The organism is Aeromonas sp. DNP9, assembly GCF_001728955.1.
Lineage (GTDB): Bacteria > Pseudomonadota > Gammaproteobacteria > Enterobacterales > Aeromonadaceae > Aeromonas > Aeromonas veronii.
This window is the reverse complement of the sequence record NZ_LYSQ01000031.1, coordinates 35,647-52,699: the sequence shown is the minus strand read 5'-3', so window position 1 is coordinate 52,699 and position 17,053 is coordinate 35,647. Positions and strand designations below refer to the sequence as shown.

Below are 17,053 nucleotides of genomic sequence, written 5' to 3'. Positions count from 1 at the left end.
CACTATCGATGGCGACAAGGCGAATAAATGGGTGATGGAGTTCACAGTTCGGTTAATTAATTTGGGGATGGTGGCAGTTATGGGCGTTGTGGTGTGCCTTTATTCAAAGTTCTTATTGGCAAACCGAGCACTCTTTAATTCTGATTAAGTCATAATTAAGTAAAGTTGGGGTATTGATTGTTTCGCTCAGATATGAGTTTTTAAAAATGCTCACAATATCTACGCGAGATTTAAAAAGTCTACTTGCATATTTTTGAATGGATAAATATGACTTGAATGGGAGTGGCCAAATAAATCCAGCTGTGATCTTTGTCTTTTCAAGGTGCGCAGGTTCATAAATGCCTATAAAAACAAGGTAAAAGGCTCGGCTATTGACTAAGTTGATAGAAGGCGAAGCATAAAACAGCGCCAGTTTGATACGACAACATCGCATGGGACCCGGATCATGGACAGAGCGCAGGGCGCAGCCCCCTTTTCGTTGCAAGTGGATCTAAGGCAGGTGGTGTATGCCCTGTCAGCCTCGCTGGATCTGGTGGGCATTGGCGATGTGGCCCACGGTAAACGGGTCGGGATTATGGCTGCCGAGTGCAGCCGGGAGCTGGGGATGAGTGAGGCCGAACGCTGTCTGCTGTTCGAGCTGGGGGTGCTGCATGATATCGGTGTCTCCTCGACCATCACCCATCATCATCTGGTCAGCGAGTTCGATTGGGAGTCCTCCCAGCGCCACTGCGAGGTGGGATATCAGCTGCTCAAGGATTTCCGTTTGCTGGCCCCGCTGGCCCTGCCTATCCGTTATCACCATACCCACTGGCACCTGTTGCGCGAGATGGCCGATGTGGACCCCAATGTAGCCCGTCAGGCCAACCTTATCTTTCTGGTGGATCGCTGCGATGCGTTGGCGGCGCCCTACTATGGTGATGGTTCATTGTTGATGCATACCAACGAGATCCGCGCACGCCTGCAGGATTTCCGTGACGAGTTCTTTGCCCCCGAGCTGGTGGATGCCTTCCTCAAGGCGTCTCGCTCTGAGGCATTTTGGCTGCAGCTGGAAGCGCGCTCCATCAATGATTACATGCTGGAGATGCTGCAGGTGCGGGAGCCTTGCCTGACCTTCAACGGGGAGCTTAAAGCGCTGGCGCAGATCTTCTCCGGCATTGTCGACGCCAAAAGCCCATTCACGATGACGCATTCACTCGGTGTGAGCAGGTTGTCTCGGGCATTGGCCGAGCAGATGGGAGTCAGTGCCATCCATTGTGACATGCTGGAGATCGCCGGTTTGCTGCATGATCTGGGCAAGCTCAGGGTGCCGGACGAGATCCTCGACAAGCCTGCCAGCCTGACGAAAGAGGAGCGGGCCATCATCAATACCCACAGCTTCGAGACTTACCAAATCCTGCGCCATATCGAAGGGTTTGAAGAGATTGCCTGTTGGGCGGCCTATCACCATGAGGAGCCTGATGGAGAGGGCTATCCGTTCCACCTGCCGGCATCCGCCATGGCGCTCGAAGCGCGGATCCTGCGGGTCGCCGATATTTTTCAGGCAATGGTGCAGGACAGACCTTATCGCCGCGGTCTGCCTGCCCGTGACGCATTGACCTTTATGCAGCAACTGGCGGATCAGGGGCGGGTCGATCTCGCTGTGGTGGCGGTGCTGGCCGATCACCTGCCGCAGATGATGATGGCAGCCATTCCAGATCGCGAGCCGGATCATGCCATCAATTGAGGGAGAGGCTGGTCGCTGACTCATACCGCCGTGAGCCAGCTATGCTTGGAACAAGCCGAGCATGGTGCCGGTACCGGCGCACAAGACGCCAGCTTGATGGACTACCGTAGGGGAGCAGATATGGAATCGCTAAAAGCCAAGGATTATATGCAGAGCAGACCCATCACCTTCACTGCCGACATGATGGTGCAAGCTGCGGTCGAGAAATTTCTGAACAGTCATCAGCTCGGTGGCCCGGTGGTGGATGGGCAGGGCCATCTGATTGGCTGGATCTCCGAGCAGGATTGCATCGCAGTGCTGCTTAAGGAGGCCTATCACTGCGAACAGGTGGCGCAGGTCAAGGATGTGATGCGCAAGGAGGTGTTGTCGGTGGGTCCCGATACCAGCATTTTGAGTCTGGCGGAGATGATGATGGGGCAAAAGCCGAAGATCTATCCGGTAGTGGAGGAGGGGCGTCTGCTCGGGGTCATCAATCGTCACAATGTCATGCAGGCCATTCACGCCCAGCTCACCACCTGTTTTGTCCATCACACCCACGGTTAATCCTGTTTTTCTCTCTCCCAAGGCAAGCTTCGGCTTGCCTTGGCTATTTCATATGCTGCGATTTATTCATGTTATGCCATCTTACAATGATTGTTATGTCATGTTTGAGGATCAGCCAATCTCTCAGTCTTCCCATGTATAACGCTACGTTAAGGCTTGCACCGCCCCCGCTCGCTCTTTAGGATCGCTCCCAGCTTATCGATATGGCCCCTCTGGGCACCTAATTTAAGGAATTCGCACCTTGTCTCTCTCTATCGAGGCGCTGCGCCGCCGTCTCTCTGCCTGCATGAACCTCGACGCCCGCCGCCTTTCCAGCCGTCTGCACGGGGTCAAGAAGCTACCTGAAGTCAAACAGGCCGCCGTGCTGGAGACCATCGCCGCTGATTTGGCCGCCGCCGAAGTGCGCTATCAAACCCGTCTGGCCGGAGTGCCCAAGGTCACTTATCCGGACAACCTGCCGGTGAGCCAGAAGCAGGCTGAGATCGCCAAGGCCATTCAAGAGCATCAAGTGGTGATCATTGCAGGGGAAACAGGCTCGGGCAAAACCACCCAGATCCCCAAGATCTGTCTGGCGCTCGGGCGCGGAGTGAAGGGCTTTATCGGCCACACCCAGCCACGCCGTTTGGCAGCCCGCACCGTCGCGGCCCGTATTGCCGAGGAGATGGAGTCCGAGCTTGGCCACTATGTGGGTTACAAGGTGCGCTTTACCGATCAGGTGAGCGAGCAGACCCACATCAAGCTGATGACCGACGGTATCCTACTGGCGGAGATCCAGAATGACCGGATGCTGACCCAGTACGATACCATCATCATCGATGAGGCCCACGAGCGCAGCCTCAATATCGACTTCATTCTGGGCTATCTCAAGCAGCTGCTACCAAAACGCCCGGATCTCAAGGTGATCATCACCTCGGCCACTATCGACCCGCAACGTTTCTCCCGCCATTTCAACAAGGCGCCGGTGATCGAGGTCTCCGGCCGCACTTATCCGGTGGAGGTGCGCTACCGTCCACTATTTGTTGATAAAAAAAGCAGTGACAAGAGCGAAGGGCTGGAAGAGCGCGACGAACTGCAGGGCATCTTCGATGCGGTGGAAGAGCTGGCTCGCGAAGGGCTGGGGGACATCCTCATCTTCATGAACGGCGAGCGGGAGATCCGCGATACCGCCGATGCCCTGCGCAAACTCAACCTGCGCGATACCGAGGTGCTGCCGCTCTACGCCCGCCTCTCCAACGCCGAGCAGAACAAGGTATTCCAGCAACACACCGGACGGCGCATCGTGCTCGCCACCAACGTGGCGGAGACCTCGCTGACGGTGCCGGGCATTCGCTACGTCATCGATCCGGGCACCGCCCGCATCAGCCGTTACTCCTGGCGCACCAAGGTGCAGCGCCTGCCCATCGAGCCGGTCTCCCAGGCCAGCGCCAACCAGCGTAAAGGCCGCTGCGGTCGGGTGGCGGACGGTATCTGTATCCGCCTCTACTCGGAGGAGGATTTCAACGGCCGCCCGGCCTTTACCGACCCCGAGATCCTGCGCACCAACCTGGCCTCGGTCATCCTGCAGATGCTGGCGCTCGGCCTTGGCAATATGGAGGCGTTTCCCTTCGTAGAGCCACCGGAGTCCCGCCATATCAAGGATGGTCTGACTCTCTTGAAAGAGCTGAAGGCGGTGCGCGAGCTGCCCGCCACCGGCGATCGCGAAGCCAAGTTGCAGCTGACCGAGACTGGTCGCCTGCTCTCGCGCATCCCCCTTGATCCGCGTCTGGCGAAGATGGTGATCAGCGCGGCGCAAACTGGCTGCCTGAGCGAGGTGATGGTGATTACCGCCGCCCTCAGCATTCAGGATCCCCGCGAGCGGCCCATGGAGAAGAAGCAGGCCGCCGACGAGCAGCACAGACGCTTTGAGGACAAGGATTCCGACTTCCTCGCCTTCGTCAATCTGTGGAATTACCTGAAAGAGCAGCAGGATCTCCTTGGCAGCAACCCGTTCCGCCGCATGTGCCAGAAGGAGTTTCTCTCCTACCTGCGGGTGCGCGAATGGCAGGACATCCATTTCCAGCTGCGTCAGACGGTCAAGGAGCTGGGTTTTAAAGCCAACCATGAACCTGCAGATTTCAAGACGGTACACTGCGCGCTGCTGACCGGCCTCTTGAGCCATATCGGCAACAAGGATCTGGAAAAACCGGAGTTTCTCGGCGCCCGCAACGGCCGCTTCCACCTATTCCCGGCCTCGGGTCTGTTCAAGAAGCCGCCCAAGTGGGTGATGGCCGCAGAATTGGTGGAAACCTCGCGCCTCTACGCTCGCATCAATGCCAAGATTGAGCCCGAGTGGGTAGAACCGCTGGCAGGCCACCTCATCAAGCTGCACCACAGCGACCCTCACTGGTCGAAGAAAAACGGCGCCGTAATGGCCAAGGAGAAGGTGACCCTCTATGGTCTGACCCTGGTCAACGAGCGCACCATCAACTTCAGCCGTATCGATCCGGCGCTGTGCCGCGAGCTCTTTATCCGCCGCGCCTTGGTGGAGGGGGATTTCGAGACCCGCCACCGTTTCTTCAGCGATAACCGCAAGCTCCTGGCCGAGGTAGAGGCGCTGGAGCACAAGTCCCGTCGTCGCGACATTCTGGTGGATGATGAGGACTTATTCCGCTTCTACGATGCCCGTTTGCCGGAGGAGGTGATCTCTGCCCGCCATTTCGACAAGTGGTGGAAAGAGGCGCAAAAGCGGGACGCCGAGCTGCTTAACTTCGAAAAAGAGATGTTGATGAAGGGGGATGCTGCCCACATCAGCGATCTCGACTACCCCAACTTCTGGCAGCAGGGGCGCCTCAAGCTCAAGTTGACCTATCAGTTCGAGCCGGGGGAGGCGGCGGATGGTGTGACCCTGCATATTCCGCTGCCGCTCCTGAATCAGGTGGAGGTGAAGGGGTTCGAGTGGTTGATCCCGGGGCTACGTCACGAGCTGTTGGTGGCCCTCATCAAGTCGATGCCAAAGCCGATGCGCAAGAACTTCGTGCCAGCGCCTAACTATGCCGATGCACTACTCGCCAGTATCAACCCCGAGCAGGGGCCGCTGCTGGACGAGATGGAGCGCCAGTTGCGCCGAATGACCGGCGTCACTGTGCCCCGTGAATCCTGGGACTGGTCTGCGGTGCCCGATCACCTGAAACTCACCTTCCGGGTGGTGGACGACAAACACAAGAAGGTGGCGGAAGGCAAAGATCTGGAGGCCTTGAAAGAGTCGCTGCGCGGCAAGGTGCAGGAGACCCTGTCACAAGTGGCGGACGATGATATCGAGCAGTCCGGTCTCACCCTGTGGAGCTTTGGCGAGCTGCCGCAAGAGTACAGTCAGAAGCGGGGCGGATTCGAGGTGAAGGCCTATCCGGCCCTGGTGGATCAGAAGGATTCGGTCGCCATCCAGCTGGTGGAGAGCCCGGTGGTGCAGCAGCAGCTGATGTGGGCCGGTCAGCGCCGGTTGGTGCTGCTCAACGTACCATCTCCCATCAAGTATCTGCAGGAGAAGCTGCCCAACAAGGCCAAGCTGGGGCTCTATTTCAACCCGTTTGGCAAGGTAGCCGAGCTTATTGATGACTGCATTGCCTGCGGCTGTGACAAGCTCATCGAGCAGCACGGCGGCATGGCCTGGGACGAGGCCGGTTTCGAGGCGCTCAAGGAGTTTGTCCGCGCCGAGCTCAACGATGCGGTGGTGGAGGTGGCCAAGCAGGTGGAAGCCGTGCTGACCCTCTCCCATGAGATCAAGAAACGGCTCAAGGGCAAAATGCAGCTCGACACCGCCTTTGCCATGTCCGACATCCAGCAGCAGCTCGGCAACCTCATCCACAAGGGCTTTGTCACCGAGACCGGCTGGCAGCGGCTGCCTGACTTACTGCGTTACCTGCGGGCCATCGAACGACGCCTGGAGAAGCTCGCCATCGATCCCAACCGGGATCGGGTCTACATGCTCAAGGTGCATAGCGTGGAGTCGGAGTACAAGGCGCTGCTGGCCAAGATCCCCAAATCCCAGCTTATTCCCACCGAGGTGGTCAATATCCGCTGGATGATTGAGGAGCTGCGGGTGTCGTTCTTCGCTCAGAATCTGGGGACCCCTTACCCGGTCTCCGATAAACGGGTGCTTAACGCCATCGCTCAGTGCTAAGCTGCTATCTAACTGTTTTAACAGCATGATAGCGGGTGCTGAGAAGGGGTTGCCGGTCAGGTAGCCCCTTCAAACCGCAAGTCAGGGAGGCAAGGATGCTGGGGATCTGGTTGAGTGTGGCGCAGGTGGTGATCAGCGGTTATCAACCCATCGCGGAACAAACCTGGGTGCAGTTGAACCCGGAATATTACCCGCTGGCGCGCACGCCGCCTGCGATGTTTGTGGCCTGGCGTGGCAATCAGTTTCCGCCGCTGGCCCAAAAGCAGAAGCACGGTCGCTGGCAGATCCTCTTTCCCGCCCGGCTGGTCCCCCCTTTCGATCTGTTCGAGGGGGAGGCGCAGCTCTCCAAAACCTATCTGGCAAGGCTGCGGCGCATCGACGAGATGGCTTACGGGGTTGTCCCCGGGGAGGCTGTTGCGGCTGGTGCAATCGTGCAGCAGGGGAGTGGTTCCCCTGATTATCACGCGCAACCTGTCGCGCCCTTTATCGCCGAGTTCCGTACACCCCAAGACGCGTTCGGTGGTGTTGATATACCCAGCGACCCCGATGAGAGCGAACCTCTACTGGCTCAGCTGGGGGCGACCTTTCGCACTGCGGGGATGAGTGGTGCCAAAGGAGATGAGGGAGTAGCGAGCGCCGATATGGCGCTCGCCAGCCACACGGCTAGCTTATCCGCAGGCAGTGACGTCATGCTTACCCTCTCGGCTCCTGCGGCCGGCGGTCCACAAACCGTGTGTCATCAGGTCGCAGCAGGGGAGACCCTGTGGCGCATTGCCAACCAGTTATCCAGTGCCCGGGGAGCCGATACCTACAGCTATTTGCTGGCGCTGGTGGCAGAGAACCAGCAGCGGCTTGGCAAGAGCATTCGGGTCAGAACGGGGGAGGGACTCTACTGCCCGCGCGCCGAGACCCTGGCGCGGTTTGATGCCCTGAGCCCAGCCCAGCGTCAGCAGCAATTCGCCCGGTTGGAGCAGGGGCGCTAAATGCAGAGTCGGTACCTTGTATCCGAATTTGGCCCGTGGTAATATTCGCGCTCGTTTTGCGAGGTGCTGACCGGTCGCAGTTAGCACCATAAATTCATCCAAAAGAGATACATACTATGTCTTTCGTATTCCAAGCTGAAGTCCGTTCTGACCTGGGGAAAGGTGCGAGCCGCCGCCTGCGTCAAGCTGACCAAGTTCCTGCCATCGTTTACGGTGCAGGCAAAGAAGCCCTGTCCATCACTGTTGACCACAAGAAAATGATCCTGGCTCAAGAGAAGCCGGAATTCTATGAGTCTGTACTGACTCTGGTTATCAACGGTGAAGAAGTTAACGTAAAAGTGAAAGCTATCCAGCGTCACCCGGTACGTTACAAGCTGATCCACCTGGACTTCGTTCGCGTTTAATAGCGAACCGTCAGGTTGAAGAAAAGCCACTCTCAGGAGTGGCTTTTTGCTATCTGGCATCTTGTGAGCAGGCTGAAGGGACTGCCTGATAAGCCAGCAAGGCGGTTATCCCAGCTGGCTAAGGGCTTGTTGGCAACGCTGCTCGGCGGCATCAAGCTCCAGCAGTACCATCCTGATATCTTCCATCTGCTGTTGCAGTGTCTCCCGTTTTTCCTCAACCAGTCCCAGCATGGTCTGTAACTGGGTGCGGCTGCTCTTGTCGGCATCATAGAGATCAAACAGCTCGCGGATCTCGGCGAGGCTGAATCCGAGCCGCTTGCCGCGCAGGGTGAGCTTGAGGCGAACCCGATCCTGCTTGCTGTAAATGCGGGTCTGTCCCTCTCTGGCAGGATTGAGCAATCCTTGATCCTCGTAGAAACGGATACTGCGCGTCGTAATATCAAATTCCCGGGCCAGCTCACTGATGCTGAAGCGCCGTCCTTCATCCTTGTTGTTCATACAGACTTCTTGGCGAACTAAATCCTGTCTGCACCTTACCTAAACGTAAACTGCACTGCAACTCTTGTTCCATCGCGTCAGAACCCCTATGTTATGGCTATGTAACAAACAGAGGCAGGCAAATGGATATTGCAATTGTTGCGGCAAAACGGACTCCGATGGGGGCGTTTCAGGGGGCATTGGCAGAGGTCACTGCGCCTGAGTTGGGAGCCTGTGCCATCGAAGCGGCACTGCAACAAAGCGGGCTGCGTCCGGAGCAGGTCGATGAAGTGTTCATGGGCAATGTGCTGGCGGCGGGCGTGGGGCAAGCGCCAGCCCGGCAGGCGTTGTTGAAAGCAGGGTTGCCAGATAGTGTGCCTGCTACCACGGTCAACAAGGTGTGCGGATCCGGCATGAAAGCAGTGATGCTGGCGGCGGATACCATCCGCCTTGGTGACAACAGGGTGGTGGTCGCGGGGGGGATGGAGAGTATGAGCCGTGCCCCCTATCTGCTGGATAATGCCCGCAACGGCTTTCGGATGGGGCATCAAAAGGTGTTGGACCACCTATTCCTCGACGGTTTGCAAGATGCCTATGATGGCCAGCTGATGGGGATACATGCCCAGCGCAGCGCCGATCAGGCCGGTTTGACCCGCAGTGCCATGGATGAGTTTGCTATTGCGTCGTTGCAGCGTGCCCGCGATGCGCAGCAAGCCGGCGCGTTTGCATCCGAGCTGGCAAGTGTCTATCGCGGTGATCGCTTGTTGCTGGCCGAAGACGAGCAGCCCGGCAAGGGCAGACCGGAGAAGATCCCGACCCTGAAGCCAGCGTTTGGCAAGGAAGGCACTATTACGGCGGCCAATTCAAGCTCCATCTCGGACGGTGCGGCGGCGCTGATATTGATGGATGGCGCCACGGCGCAAGCCTGGCAGGTACCAGTGCTGGCACGGATCGTCGGTTATCAGAGCCACGCGGCATTGCCCGCCGAGTTTACCTCTGCGCCCATTGGCGCCATTTCACGCTTGCTGGCGCGTCTTGCATGGTCGGTGGAAGAGGTGGATCTCTTTGAGATCAACGAGGCCTTCGCCATGGTCACCATGCTGGCCATGAGCGGGGTCGGCATCCCTCATCACAAGGTCAATGTCCATGGAGGGGCCTGTGCACTCGGTCATCCGCTGGGGGCGAGTGGCGCGCGCATTCTGGTGACGCTGATCGCCGCGCTGCGGCAACGGGGTTTGCGGCGAGGCGTGGCAGCGCTCTGTATCGGGGGCGGGGAGGCGACCGCTATCGCGGTCGAGGTGAATGACGAGACGAATTAATTGGTGGCTTCCATCGCCAGCAGTTGTTCCGTGACCCAGGTGGTGGCGGCCAGATAGAGGTGACTCACCTTGTCCTCGCTCAGCCCCAGGCGGGCTGTTCTGGCCGTTACCCGTGACCAGTTGGCGCTCTCGTAATCTTCACAAAACGCGAGGTAGAAACCGAGATTGCCTTTTCGCTCCAGCAGCGCCAGCCGAATATCGTCGATAAGAGGGATAGTGCCGAGCAGCTTGTCCATCGGCTGCTCCATCAGTACATCCAGCAGGGAGAAGAGACCGGTGATAAAGGCCTGTTGTGCCTGCTGACTCGGGGCGTGGGCGTGGGCCAGCAATTCACAGAATCGGGCTCGGATCATCGACATCTGGTAGAGCTCGGCGCTCTTGCCCTTGCCGGCGCTGGTCGCGGCTACCAGCGAGACAAAGCGCTTTAGCTGGGTGTTGCCCAGATAGATGGCAGCCTGGCGAAATGACGAAATAGGGTTGGTGTGACCTTTGAGATGGTTGACATAGCGCAACAGCTTGAGAGAGAGGGAGATATCCTGACCGAGTAGCTGCTCAATCTTGTTGATATCAGGCTCTGCCTCGTTGACCACGTTGAGCAACTGCATCACCACGACTTGCGCTGGTTCCATGGTGGCTTGCTTGACCATCTCGGGTCTGCTGAAGAAAAAGCCCTGAAACAGCTGGATCCCCAGCTGTTTGACCCGCTCGAACTCCGCCTTGTCCTCTACTTTTTCCGCCAGATAGGTGAGTCCCAGCGTCTGATGCCGCTGGATAAACACTTTGATCTGCATCAGGGGGGTGGCACGAAGATCAAACTTGATGATGTGGATAAAGGGGAGGAAGCGCTCCCAATCCGGTGACATGGTGAAGTCATCGAGTGCCAGTTGATATCCCAGCTTGTGCAGCTGTTTCACCTTTTCAAGCAGGGCATCATCCGGTGGGGAATCTTCCAGGATCTCAATCACCACTTTTTCGGGTGGCAGGCACTCTGCCAATCCCTCCAGCAGCAGTGAGTGGGGGAAATTGATAAAGCAGGGGCGGCCCCCCAACAGCTGATCGATATTTTGTTGCAGGAACTGTTCTACCACCAGGCGTGACGTCGCCTGTTGGGATGAGATGCTCGGGAAGACATTATTCAGACTATCGCGAAAGAGCAGCTCATAGGCATGAGTTTTGAGGTCTCTGTCGAGGATCGGCTGTCTTGCTACGTAGGAATACATGCCTTGCTCCAGTAAAGGTACTGGGTTGATTTTATGGTGTTGCAGAACACTATGCCAGTGTTCACCTTATTGAGTAAGGCAATAATTGGCATAGCGTTTTTTTGCAGGGAAGGAATTTAGAAGAGATAGCTCAATTGTGCACCAGCCAGCCAGGCATCCCCTTCGGAAGTGCCCTGGAAGGTGGAGGTCGTCATCGGATTACCCGGTTGCAGCTCCATTTTTTCAGTGACATCCACCTTTTTGCCATCGATCAGGGTCAGCCCCAGATCCACGGTCAGGTTGGGCGTGAACTGATACCCCATTCCCAGGCTATACCAGAGCCGATCGGCATCCGGGATGGAGATGGTACGACGAGCGGCTGGCACCGGGCTGGCGTCATAGGCCACACCGGAGCGCAGTTGCCACTTGGGAGTGACCTGATAGGTCATACCGATGGCGTAGCGCCAGCTATCTTCCCAGTGCTCGTCCTTGATGTGCATGTTCTGCAAATTGTTGAGATCAGCTTCCAACTGAACGAATTTGCTCCAGTTGGTCCAGTTCAGGCTGCCGTGGAGAGCCAGCTTGTCAGTCAGCTGATGGAATGCAGCCAGTTCTGCGGTGGCGGGTAATGGCAGATCCAGACTGCCAGTATCTCTGATCTCGGTAACGGAGCCATCTGCATTGGGTCGGCCCACGATAGCATCTCCCGAGAGGGTCAAAGTGACATCGTGACGGTAGGAGAGGCCAATTCGGGTTTGTTCGGACAATTCCAGCAAGGTGCCGACATTCCAGCCCCATGCCCAGCCATCCCCTTGCAAATGTTTTGCGATCAGGTTGCGAGAGGGGAAGGTGCCGCCGACTTCGCCTTCGCCCTGAATAGCAGAGATCCCGGCACCAATTGACCACATCTCATTGATGCGATAGGCGAGTGAGGTACCCAGATCCATGGTCTTGATATCGGAGACATTGCCAAAGTGTCCGGCGCTGTAGTTATCCGGCATCTTGACGCCAAGACCGTAGTAAGAGGTTGCCGAGAAACCGAGGCGCCACTGCTCATTGAGTGGAATGATGAGATAGGCGTTGGGAACCCAGGCTGCGGCGGCGATATCGTGTGCACTGGCATCGGAGGTGACGATGCCGGCTTTAGTCGGCAAGCGGGTGTTACCTTCAATATTGACGTCAGGACTGACATAGATGACTCCGCCAGAGAGCGCCATCTGATCGAAGCGGGTCATGGCTGCTGCATTGCGGGAGAGTACACTGGCGTTATCCGCGATGGCTGCCTCACCGGCAAAGGCGCGTCCCAGTCCTGTAGCGGACTGTTCAGCCAATTGGAACCCGGCGGCATGGGTTTGACCCGCGATCACCAACAGGGCGATGGCGGACGGTTTGATGATGGGATGCATGGCAAAATCCTTGCTGTTACCCGAAGGTTCAATAGGTCATATGAATGGAGACAGGATTTTATATGGTATGACCAGTAAGGCAACGGTAATGGCCAGTATCAGGATAAAACAAGATTAAATGCTGGGATGATGCACTCTAATAGATTGATTAGAAAAGAAAAATAAACACGTGTGTGCTACATGTGTGCGCTGAAATGGCTATTTCGGATAAAAAAAGAGCGCCTGACAGCGCTCTTTCAATTCTATCAATAATCAGAACTTCATGTTGAACTGGGCAGAAGCCAGGAAGGCGTTGCCGTGGGAAGTACCTTTCCAACGCAGGCTGTCGGAGTGGCTACGCAGACCTTCGTTGACGTCAACTTCTTTACCGTCCAGATAAGCCATACCAAAGTCAACGCTCATATCGGTGTTGATATGGTAGGTGGCACCGGCGCTGTACCAGATACGGTCTGAGTCGGGAATGCTCAGGCTGCGGTAGTCAGCTTCGATCGGGGTGTTGTCATAGGCAAAGCCCATGCGAGCTTCCCATGCCGGGTTGATATACCAGGTACCGCCGATGGAGTAGCGAGTAGAATCTTTGAACTTCTCATCTTTTTGCAGACATACGCCGCCAGCACATTGGCTGCTGGTTGCTTTCAGCTCCTGGAAGGCGCTCCAGTCAGTCCAGTTTACAGAGTAATGAACAGCAAACTGCGGGCTCAGGCGATGGTAACCAGCGAACTCGGCTTGTGCAGGCAGATCCAGCTTCAGGTTGCCATCCACGGTGCGATTCAGTGAGCTTGCACCTTGGAAATCACCGTCAAAGCTCATATCGACTTGTGAACGGTAGGTCAGTGCAAAGCGATGGTTTTCATTGACTTCATACAGGGTACCAACGTTCCAGCCAAAGCCCCAGGTGTCGCCTTTCAGGTGAGCCAGACGAGTATCTGTCGGCAGCGGGCCACCTTGGCTAGGTGGGTTCAGCGGGCCCAGCAGACCGGCATAGCGGTTGAGTTCGGCGGCACCGTAAACGGCGTTGATACCAGCACCGACACTGAAGTGTTCGTTGACACGATAGGCAATGTTCGGGTTGATATTGAAGGTCATCAACTCGGTATCACCAGCACCGGCACCAGCCGGGAAGGTTTTGGAGTATTCGGTGGAGAGACCGTAGTTGGAGAAGATGCCAATACCCCAAGCCCACTGGTCATTCAGCGGCTGAATAAAGTAGGAGGCGGGAACGAAGGCTGCCGGAGCAATGCCACTTTCGCTGGCTGGAGCCATTTTGTTCGCGCCAGCGTAAACAGCACCATCCACATCGACATCCGGTTTGATGTAGGTGCCGGAGACAGAAACTGCCATCTTGTCGAAGGTGGTCATGGCAGCCGGGTTACGGGCCAGAACGGAGGCGTTGTCGGCAATAGCTGCTTCACCGGCATAGGCGCGACCCAGACCGGAGGCCGAGTGCTCGTTCAACTGGAATGCCGCAGCATGGACTTGACCGGTGGCCAGCGCGATGGTTGCGGCAATCAGGCTCTTTTTGAAAATAGTTGTCGTCATGGTGTTCTCTCTTGTAGGCAGATTTTTTTGCCGATATTGGCTGCACGTTCAATGCAAACCTCGACAAAATCCGTTTTTATTTCAGCTTCTTCCCAATCAATTCTGGCGTGATTCTATGGATCTGGTAGGAGGTAAGAAATCAGACCAGTGACAGCAGAATACATAAAAGTGATCGATGTGTTAATCATTTGTTTTAACCTGCTGTTTAATTCATCATTTTGAGGGTCTAAAGGTGGATTATTGACCTGGATTGCCGATCTCCGTCACAAAAATAATTTTGTCAATTTTTTCGAAATCTTGAGGCAAATGAGTGACAAAGGGGAGTAATCAGGGGGGGAACAGGCAGCGGCTCGTGACCGCCGCCTGCTATTGAGGATGGTTCTGAGGTTGTTAACCGGCGATGTTAAATGTCCCACTGCAGACGTGACTGCAGGGCGTTGGCAACGGGGGCAAGTGGCTCTTTCATCTCGCCAATCAGTACCATATTGGCGCCTTTGAGCTGGACAATCTCCCCTTTGAGGGTGCCATCTTCAAAGGTGGCCTGTTGCAGGGTTAATGGCACATGTTTGGGCACTAAAAAGAGAGTGACTGGCCCCATCTTTCCCTGGATCACCATGTGCAAGGCTGGTCCCTGATAAAACGAGCAGTGATTGACATAGGTCACCTTGAGCCCATCCATCCCGCTTAAGGTGGCGCCATACTTCTCCATCTTGGCATTGATGTTATGCAGATTGACCTGCTCATCGACACCTTCAATAAAGGGTTCTTCGCCATAGACATGAGCCATCGCCACCTGTGCGAGGGAGAGGGCCGCAGGAGCCGTTTCTGGCAGCGTGATCCAGCGGGTGCTCATTCCCAGCAGGAAGGCGACCGATGCAGCCAGGGCGATCTGGCGCCAGGATGTCGATGTCCGGAGCTTGACTGGCGCCGTGCCAAGGGGGCGGGATGGCGGCATCTCATCTGGCGCGTCACTGTCTTGCAGCATGGCTTGCCTGAGCAGGATCCGCTCGGCCAGTCCGGCGGGAACCTCTACCTGCATGGCGCGCTTGAGGCTTCTGTCGAACTGCTTCATCTCGTCGAGGTAGTTCCGATTGGCCTGGCTTGCTTCAGCGGTTTTGAGAAAGTCCGGTTGTTGATCGTTGGGCTGGATCATGGCGTTGCGGCGAAATTCGAGTTCATCCATGTCCGTGTCCTCTTGCTTGGTTCTTCTGCTCCATCGCCTCCTTGAGCTGGTTGCGGGCGCGAAACAGTCGGGTCATGACGGTGTTCTTGTTGAGGCCGAGCATCCCGGCAATCTCCTCACCACTGAATCCTCCCACGACTTGCAGCAGCAGTGGCTCCTGATACTCCTCGGGCAACCGGGCGATGTGACGGTGCAACCACTCGTTCTCCATCTCCTGTTCGCTGTGCAGCGCATCGTGCTGGGGTTGAGGGTGATCGTCGAAATCAATCAGCTCCAGCTGTTTGCGTTCAAAGCGGCGGGCGTTTTCCCGTCTGAGGATGGTGATCAGCCACCCTTTGGCCGCCTTGTCATCCTGCAGGGTGTCGATAGCCTTCCAGGCACGCAGAAAGGTCTCTTGCACCAGATCTTCCGCTACGTTGGGATCCCGGGTCAGCCAGTAGGCATACCGGTAGAGATCGCCATGCAGCGCATGAACCAGTGCTTCAAATTTGGTTTGTTTGTCAGCCATGGGATCAGAGACCGGCGAAGTGGCCGGATCATTTCCACCAATATGCTGCTGAGCACGTTTTTTTCTAAAAAACAGCAGTGCCATTGGGCAATCCTTGTCAGGGGGCGTGGCGGCGGGAGCGGGAACTCCCGTGCGCCAGCAGGTAAATCAGATGCGCAATACCGGCCGTTTCATCAGCCCTGAGGGTACGCGCCAGAGCGCGCCACTCGATGGGCGGGCCAGAAGAGGGCCGTGCAAAACAGGCTCGCTCGAGTGCGGTGAGCGCGTTGCCGAGCCGATTATGCCCAGCGTCGGGCAACTGGCCTAATTGATAATAGGAGACCTGCCAGCGCAAGGTCGCCCATCGGATCAGTGCCTTGCGACTGGCATCCGGCTGGTGTTGGGCAAGGGCACGTTGCAGTTGATAGAAGGCGCGCCAGCGGGGCCAGTGGCGCCATAGCGTACGCAGCGCCACGGCCAGCACGACCCACCAAAGGCTCTCTCGCAGTACCATCTGCGATGTCTGCTGATCAGGATGCCGATTTGTTGTTGCCTGAAATGTCAGCGTGATGGCAGGGAGGCTGACCTGCTCAATCCGGCCGCTTTGGGTATTAAACCAGGGCAGATCAATGGGGGGCAGCTGATAGTCGCCGCTCTGCTCCGCGACCAGAGTCTGGCGCCACTGTCGCTCAAACAGCAGCTTGCCATCACGGTAACGCTCCTGCTGTTGCTCGCCATCGGGATGTGCCTGTATGCCGCCTGGCAGTTGATGGGCCATCAAGGGGGCAAGCTGTATCTGGGCACTGTCACCATTTTCCATGGTCAGGGTGAGGATCCGGATCAGCGGTTCACCCACTTCCCCCTTGGTGGCCGGTTCAAACCGTTGACTCAGGGTCAGCCGTGTGGCCACCGGCGTGGCGGGGGCCTTGTCGACTCGAACCTCGAGTGGTGCCGCACGGGCCGAGAGTTTTTGCGCTTTTCCCCCTTGCTGCGTGAGCTGCCCTTGCAAGCGGGGCGAGTCGAGGTACCAGAGTCCCGGCGCTTTTGCCTGAACGAGCCAGCTGCGGGTGAGCCGACCAGGTAGACCTGCCTGAACGGGGGCGATCCACTCGTCGCTACCGAGGCGACGGATGGTGAAGTGGGCAGAGCTAAGCTCGCTCAGCGCCGGGTTTTGCATACTGGTGGGCAGCCAAAGTGTCAGCCGGTAGATCACCGGCTGGCCGGGATAGAGCGGGCCCTGATGCTCAAGGCGGGCCTGCATCTCGAGGGGCGAGGGGGCTGCGGGTTGCGGCAGCGCCGCTGTTTTCACCTCTCTCAATGGCAGGGTGAGCGAGGGAGTGAACTCATTTCCCAGCTTGAGCGGGGCAATCACCACCTTTGTATTAGCGGGTGAGTCGCTCTGGTGCAGCGGGATCTGCCAGCGAGTCAGTTGTTGTACCGGGGTGGTGACCCGGCTCATGGTCACTCTGCCCACTGCAAACTGGCGCAGTAGGGGGGTGATCTCCAGTTCGCTGCTCTGGCGCTCGCCATCCGCTTCGATGATCAGTAGCCAATCGTTGGGGTCGGCCCCCGGCAGCAGCTCTGCCCGTGGGGGCAGGGCCCAGCAAAGTGGACTCGCGAGTGCGAGCAACAGC

At 57.1% G+C, this 17,053-nt stretch carries 13 protein-coding genes; 6 read left to right on the top strand and 7 right to left on the bottom strand.

Annotated features, from left to right (window positions below; translation table 11 throughout):
* The first annotated feature begins 445 nt into the window (after positions 1-445).
* The 5 genes from A9G06_RS18910 to rplY all read left to right on the top strand — a co-directional run bounded on the left by A9G06_RS18910 (position 446) and on the right by rplY (position 7,809).
* Complete coding sequence (locus A9G06_RS18910) at positions 446-1,723, top strand: HD domain-containing phosphohydrolase (protein ID WP_069556230.1); 1,278 nt, start codon at positions 446-448, stop codon at positions 1,721-1,723.
* 120 nt (positions 1,724-1,843) lie between these two features.
* Positions 1,844-2,266, top strand: a complete 423-nt coding sequence (locus tag A9G06_RS18905) for a CBS domain-containing protein (protein ID WP_005333273.1) — start codon at positions 1,844-1,846, stop codon at positions 2,264-2,266.
* A gap of 241 nt (positions 2,267-2,507) precedes the next feature.
* Positions 2,508-6,422 (top strand): ATP-dependent RNA helicase HrpA, encoded by a 3,915-nt coding sequence (gene hrpA, locus A9G06_RS18900; protein WP_069556229.1) that lies wholly within the window; start codon positions 2,508-2,510, stop codon positions 6,420-6,422.
* Between the two features lie 95 nt (positions 6,423-6,517).
* Positions 6,518-7,405: a hypothetical protein gene (locus A9G06_RS18895; protein ID WP_069556228.1), complete on the top strand. Its 888-nt coding sequence runs from the start codon at positions 6,518-6,520 to the stop codon at positions 7,403-7,405.
* A 116-nt stretch (positions 7,406-7,521) separates the two neighbouring features.
* Positions 7,522-7,809 (top strand): 50S ribosomal protein L25, encoded by a 288-nt coding sequence (rplY, locus tag A9G06_RS18890; protein ID WP_005333252.1) that lies wholly within the window; start codon positions 7,522-7,524, stop codon positions 7,807-7,809.
* 105 nt (positions 7,810-7,914) lie between these two features.
* On the opposite strand, the gene A9G06_RS18885 is transcribed toward rplY, so the two are convergent.
* Complete coding sequence (locus A9G06_RS18885; protein ID WP_005360322.1) at positions 7,915-8,307, bottom strand: MerR family DNA-binding transcriptional regulator; 393 nt, start codon at positions 8,305-8,307, stop codon at positions 7,915-7,917.
* Between the two features lie 122 nt (positions 8,308-8,429).
* Here A9G06_RS18885 and A9G06_RS18880 point away from each other — a divergent pair, with 122 nt between their 5' ends.
* On the top strand, positions 8,430-9,605 hold the full coding sequence (locus A9G06_RS18880; protein ID WP_069556227.1) for a thiolase family protein: 1,176 nt from the start codon (positions 8,430-8,432) through the stop codon (positions 9,603-9,605).
* Here A9G06_RS18880 and A9G06_RS18875 read toward each other — a convergent pair.
* The 6 genes from A9G06_RS18875 to A9G06_RS18850 form a co-directional block, all read right to left on the bottom strand.
* Entirely contained in the window at positions 9,602-10,825 is a 1,224-nt protein-coding gene (locus tag A9G06_RS18875; RefSeq protein ID WP_005333249.1) for an EAL domain-containing protein, read from the bottom strand. The genes A9G06_RS18880 and A9G06_RS18875 overlap by 4 nt on opposite strands.
* 116 nt (positions 10,826-10,941) lie before the next feature.
* Positions 10,942-12,210 carry an OmpP1/FadL family transporter gene (locus A9G06_RS18870; RefSeq protein ID WP_069556226.1) on the bottom strand — a complete coding sequence of 423 codons (1,269 nt, stop codon included), beginning with the start codon at positions 12,208-12,210 and terminating at the stop codon, positions 10,942-10,944.
* 252 nt (positions 12,211-12,462) lie between these two features.
* Positions 12,463-13,749, bottom strand: coding sequence for an outer membrane protein transport protein (locus A9G06_RS18865; RefSeq protein ID WP_005360328.1), 1,287 nt, complete (start codon positions 13,747-13,749; stop codon positions 12,463-12,465).
* Positions 13,750-14,152: 403 nt separating this feature from the next.
* Positions 14,153-14,932, bottom strand: coding sequence for a DUF3379 domain-containing protein (locus A9G06_RS18860; RefSeq protein ID WP_069556225.1), 780 nt, complete (start codon positions 14,930-14,932; stop codon positions 14,153-14,155).
* On the bottom strand, positions 14,925-15,524 hold the full coding sequence (locus tag A9G06_RS18855; RefSeq protein WP_069556224.1) for a sigma-70 family RNA polymerase sigma factor: 600 nt from the start codon (positions 15,522-15,524) through the stop codon (positions 14,925-14,927). The genes A9G06_RS18860 and A9G06_RS18855 overlap by 8 nt, the downstream gene beginning before the upstream one ends.
* Before the next feature lie 13 nt (positions 15,525-15,537).
* On the bottom strand, positions 15,538-17,049 hold the full coding sequence (locus A9G06_RS18850) for a BatD family protein (RefSeq protein WP_069556223.1): 1,512 nt from the start codon (positions 17,047-17,049) through the stop codon (positions 15,538-15,540).
* Positions 17,050-17,053 lie beyond the last annotated feature (4 nt).

Coding starts and splice junctions, on each gene's coding strand:
- A9G06_RS18910 (WP_069556230.1), top strand. CDS start 446: ATGGACAGAGCGCAGGGCGCAGCCCCCTTTTCGTTGCAAGTGGATCTA.
- A9G06_RS18905 (WP_005333273.1), top strand. CDS start 1,844: ATGGAATCGCTAAAAGCCAAGGATTATATGCAGAGCAGACCCATCACC.
- A9G06_RS18895 (WP_069556228.1), top strand. CDS start 6,518: ATGCTGGGGATCTGGTTGAGTGTGGCGCAGGTGGTGATCAGCGGTTAT.
- rplY (WP_005333252.1), top strand. CDS start 7,522: ATGTCTTTCGTATTCCAAGCTGAAGTCCGTTCTGACCTGGGGAAAGGT.
- A9G06_RS18885 (WP_005360322.1), bottom strand. CDS start 8,307: ATGAACAACAAGGATGAAGGACGGCGCTTCAGCATCAGTGAGCTGGCC.
- A9G06_RS18880 (WP_069556227.1), top strand. CDS start 8,430: ATGGATATTGCAATTGTTGCGGCAAAACGGACTCCGATGGGGGCGTTT.
- A9G06_RS18875 (WP_005333249.1), bottom strand. CDS start 10,825: ATGTATTCCTACGTAGCAAGACAGCCGATCCTCGACAGAGACCTCAAA.
- A9G06_RS18870 (WP_069556226.1), bottom strand. CDS start 12,210: ATGCATCCCATCATCAAACCGTCCGCCATCGCCCTGTTGGTGATCGCG.
- A9G06_RS18865 (WP_005360328.1), bottom strand. CDS start 13,749: ATGACGACAACTATTTTCAAAAAGAGCCTGATTGCCGCAACCATCGCG.
- A9G06_RS18860 (WP_069556225.1), bottom strand. CDS start 14,932: ATGGATGAACTCGAATTTCGCCGCAACGCCATGATCCAGCCCAACGAT.
- A9G06_RS18855 (WP_069556224.1), bottom strand. CDS start 15,524: ATGGCACTGCTGTTTTTTAGAAAAAAACGTGCTCAGCAGCATATTGGT.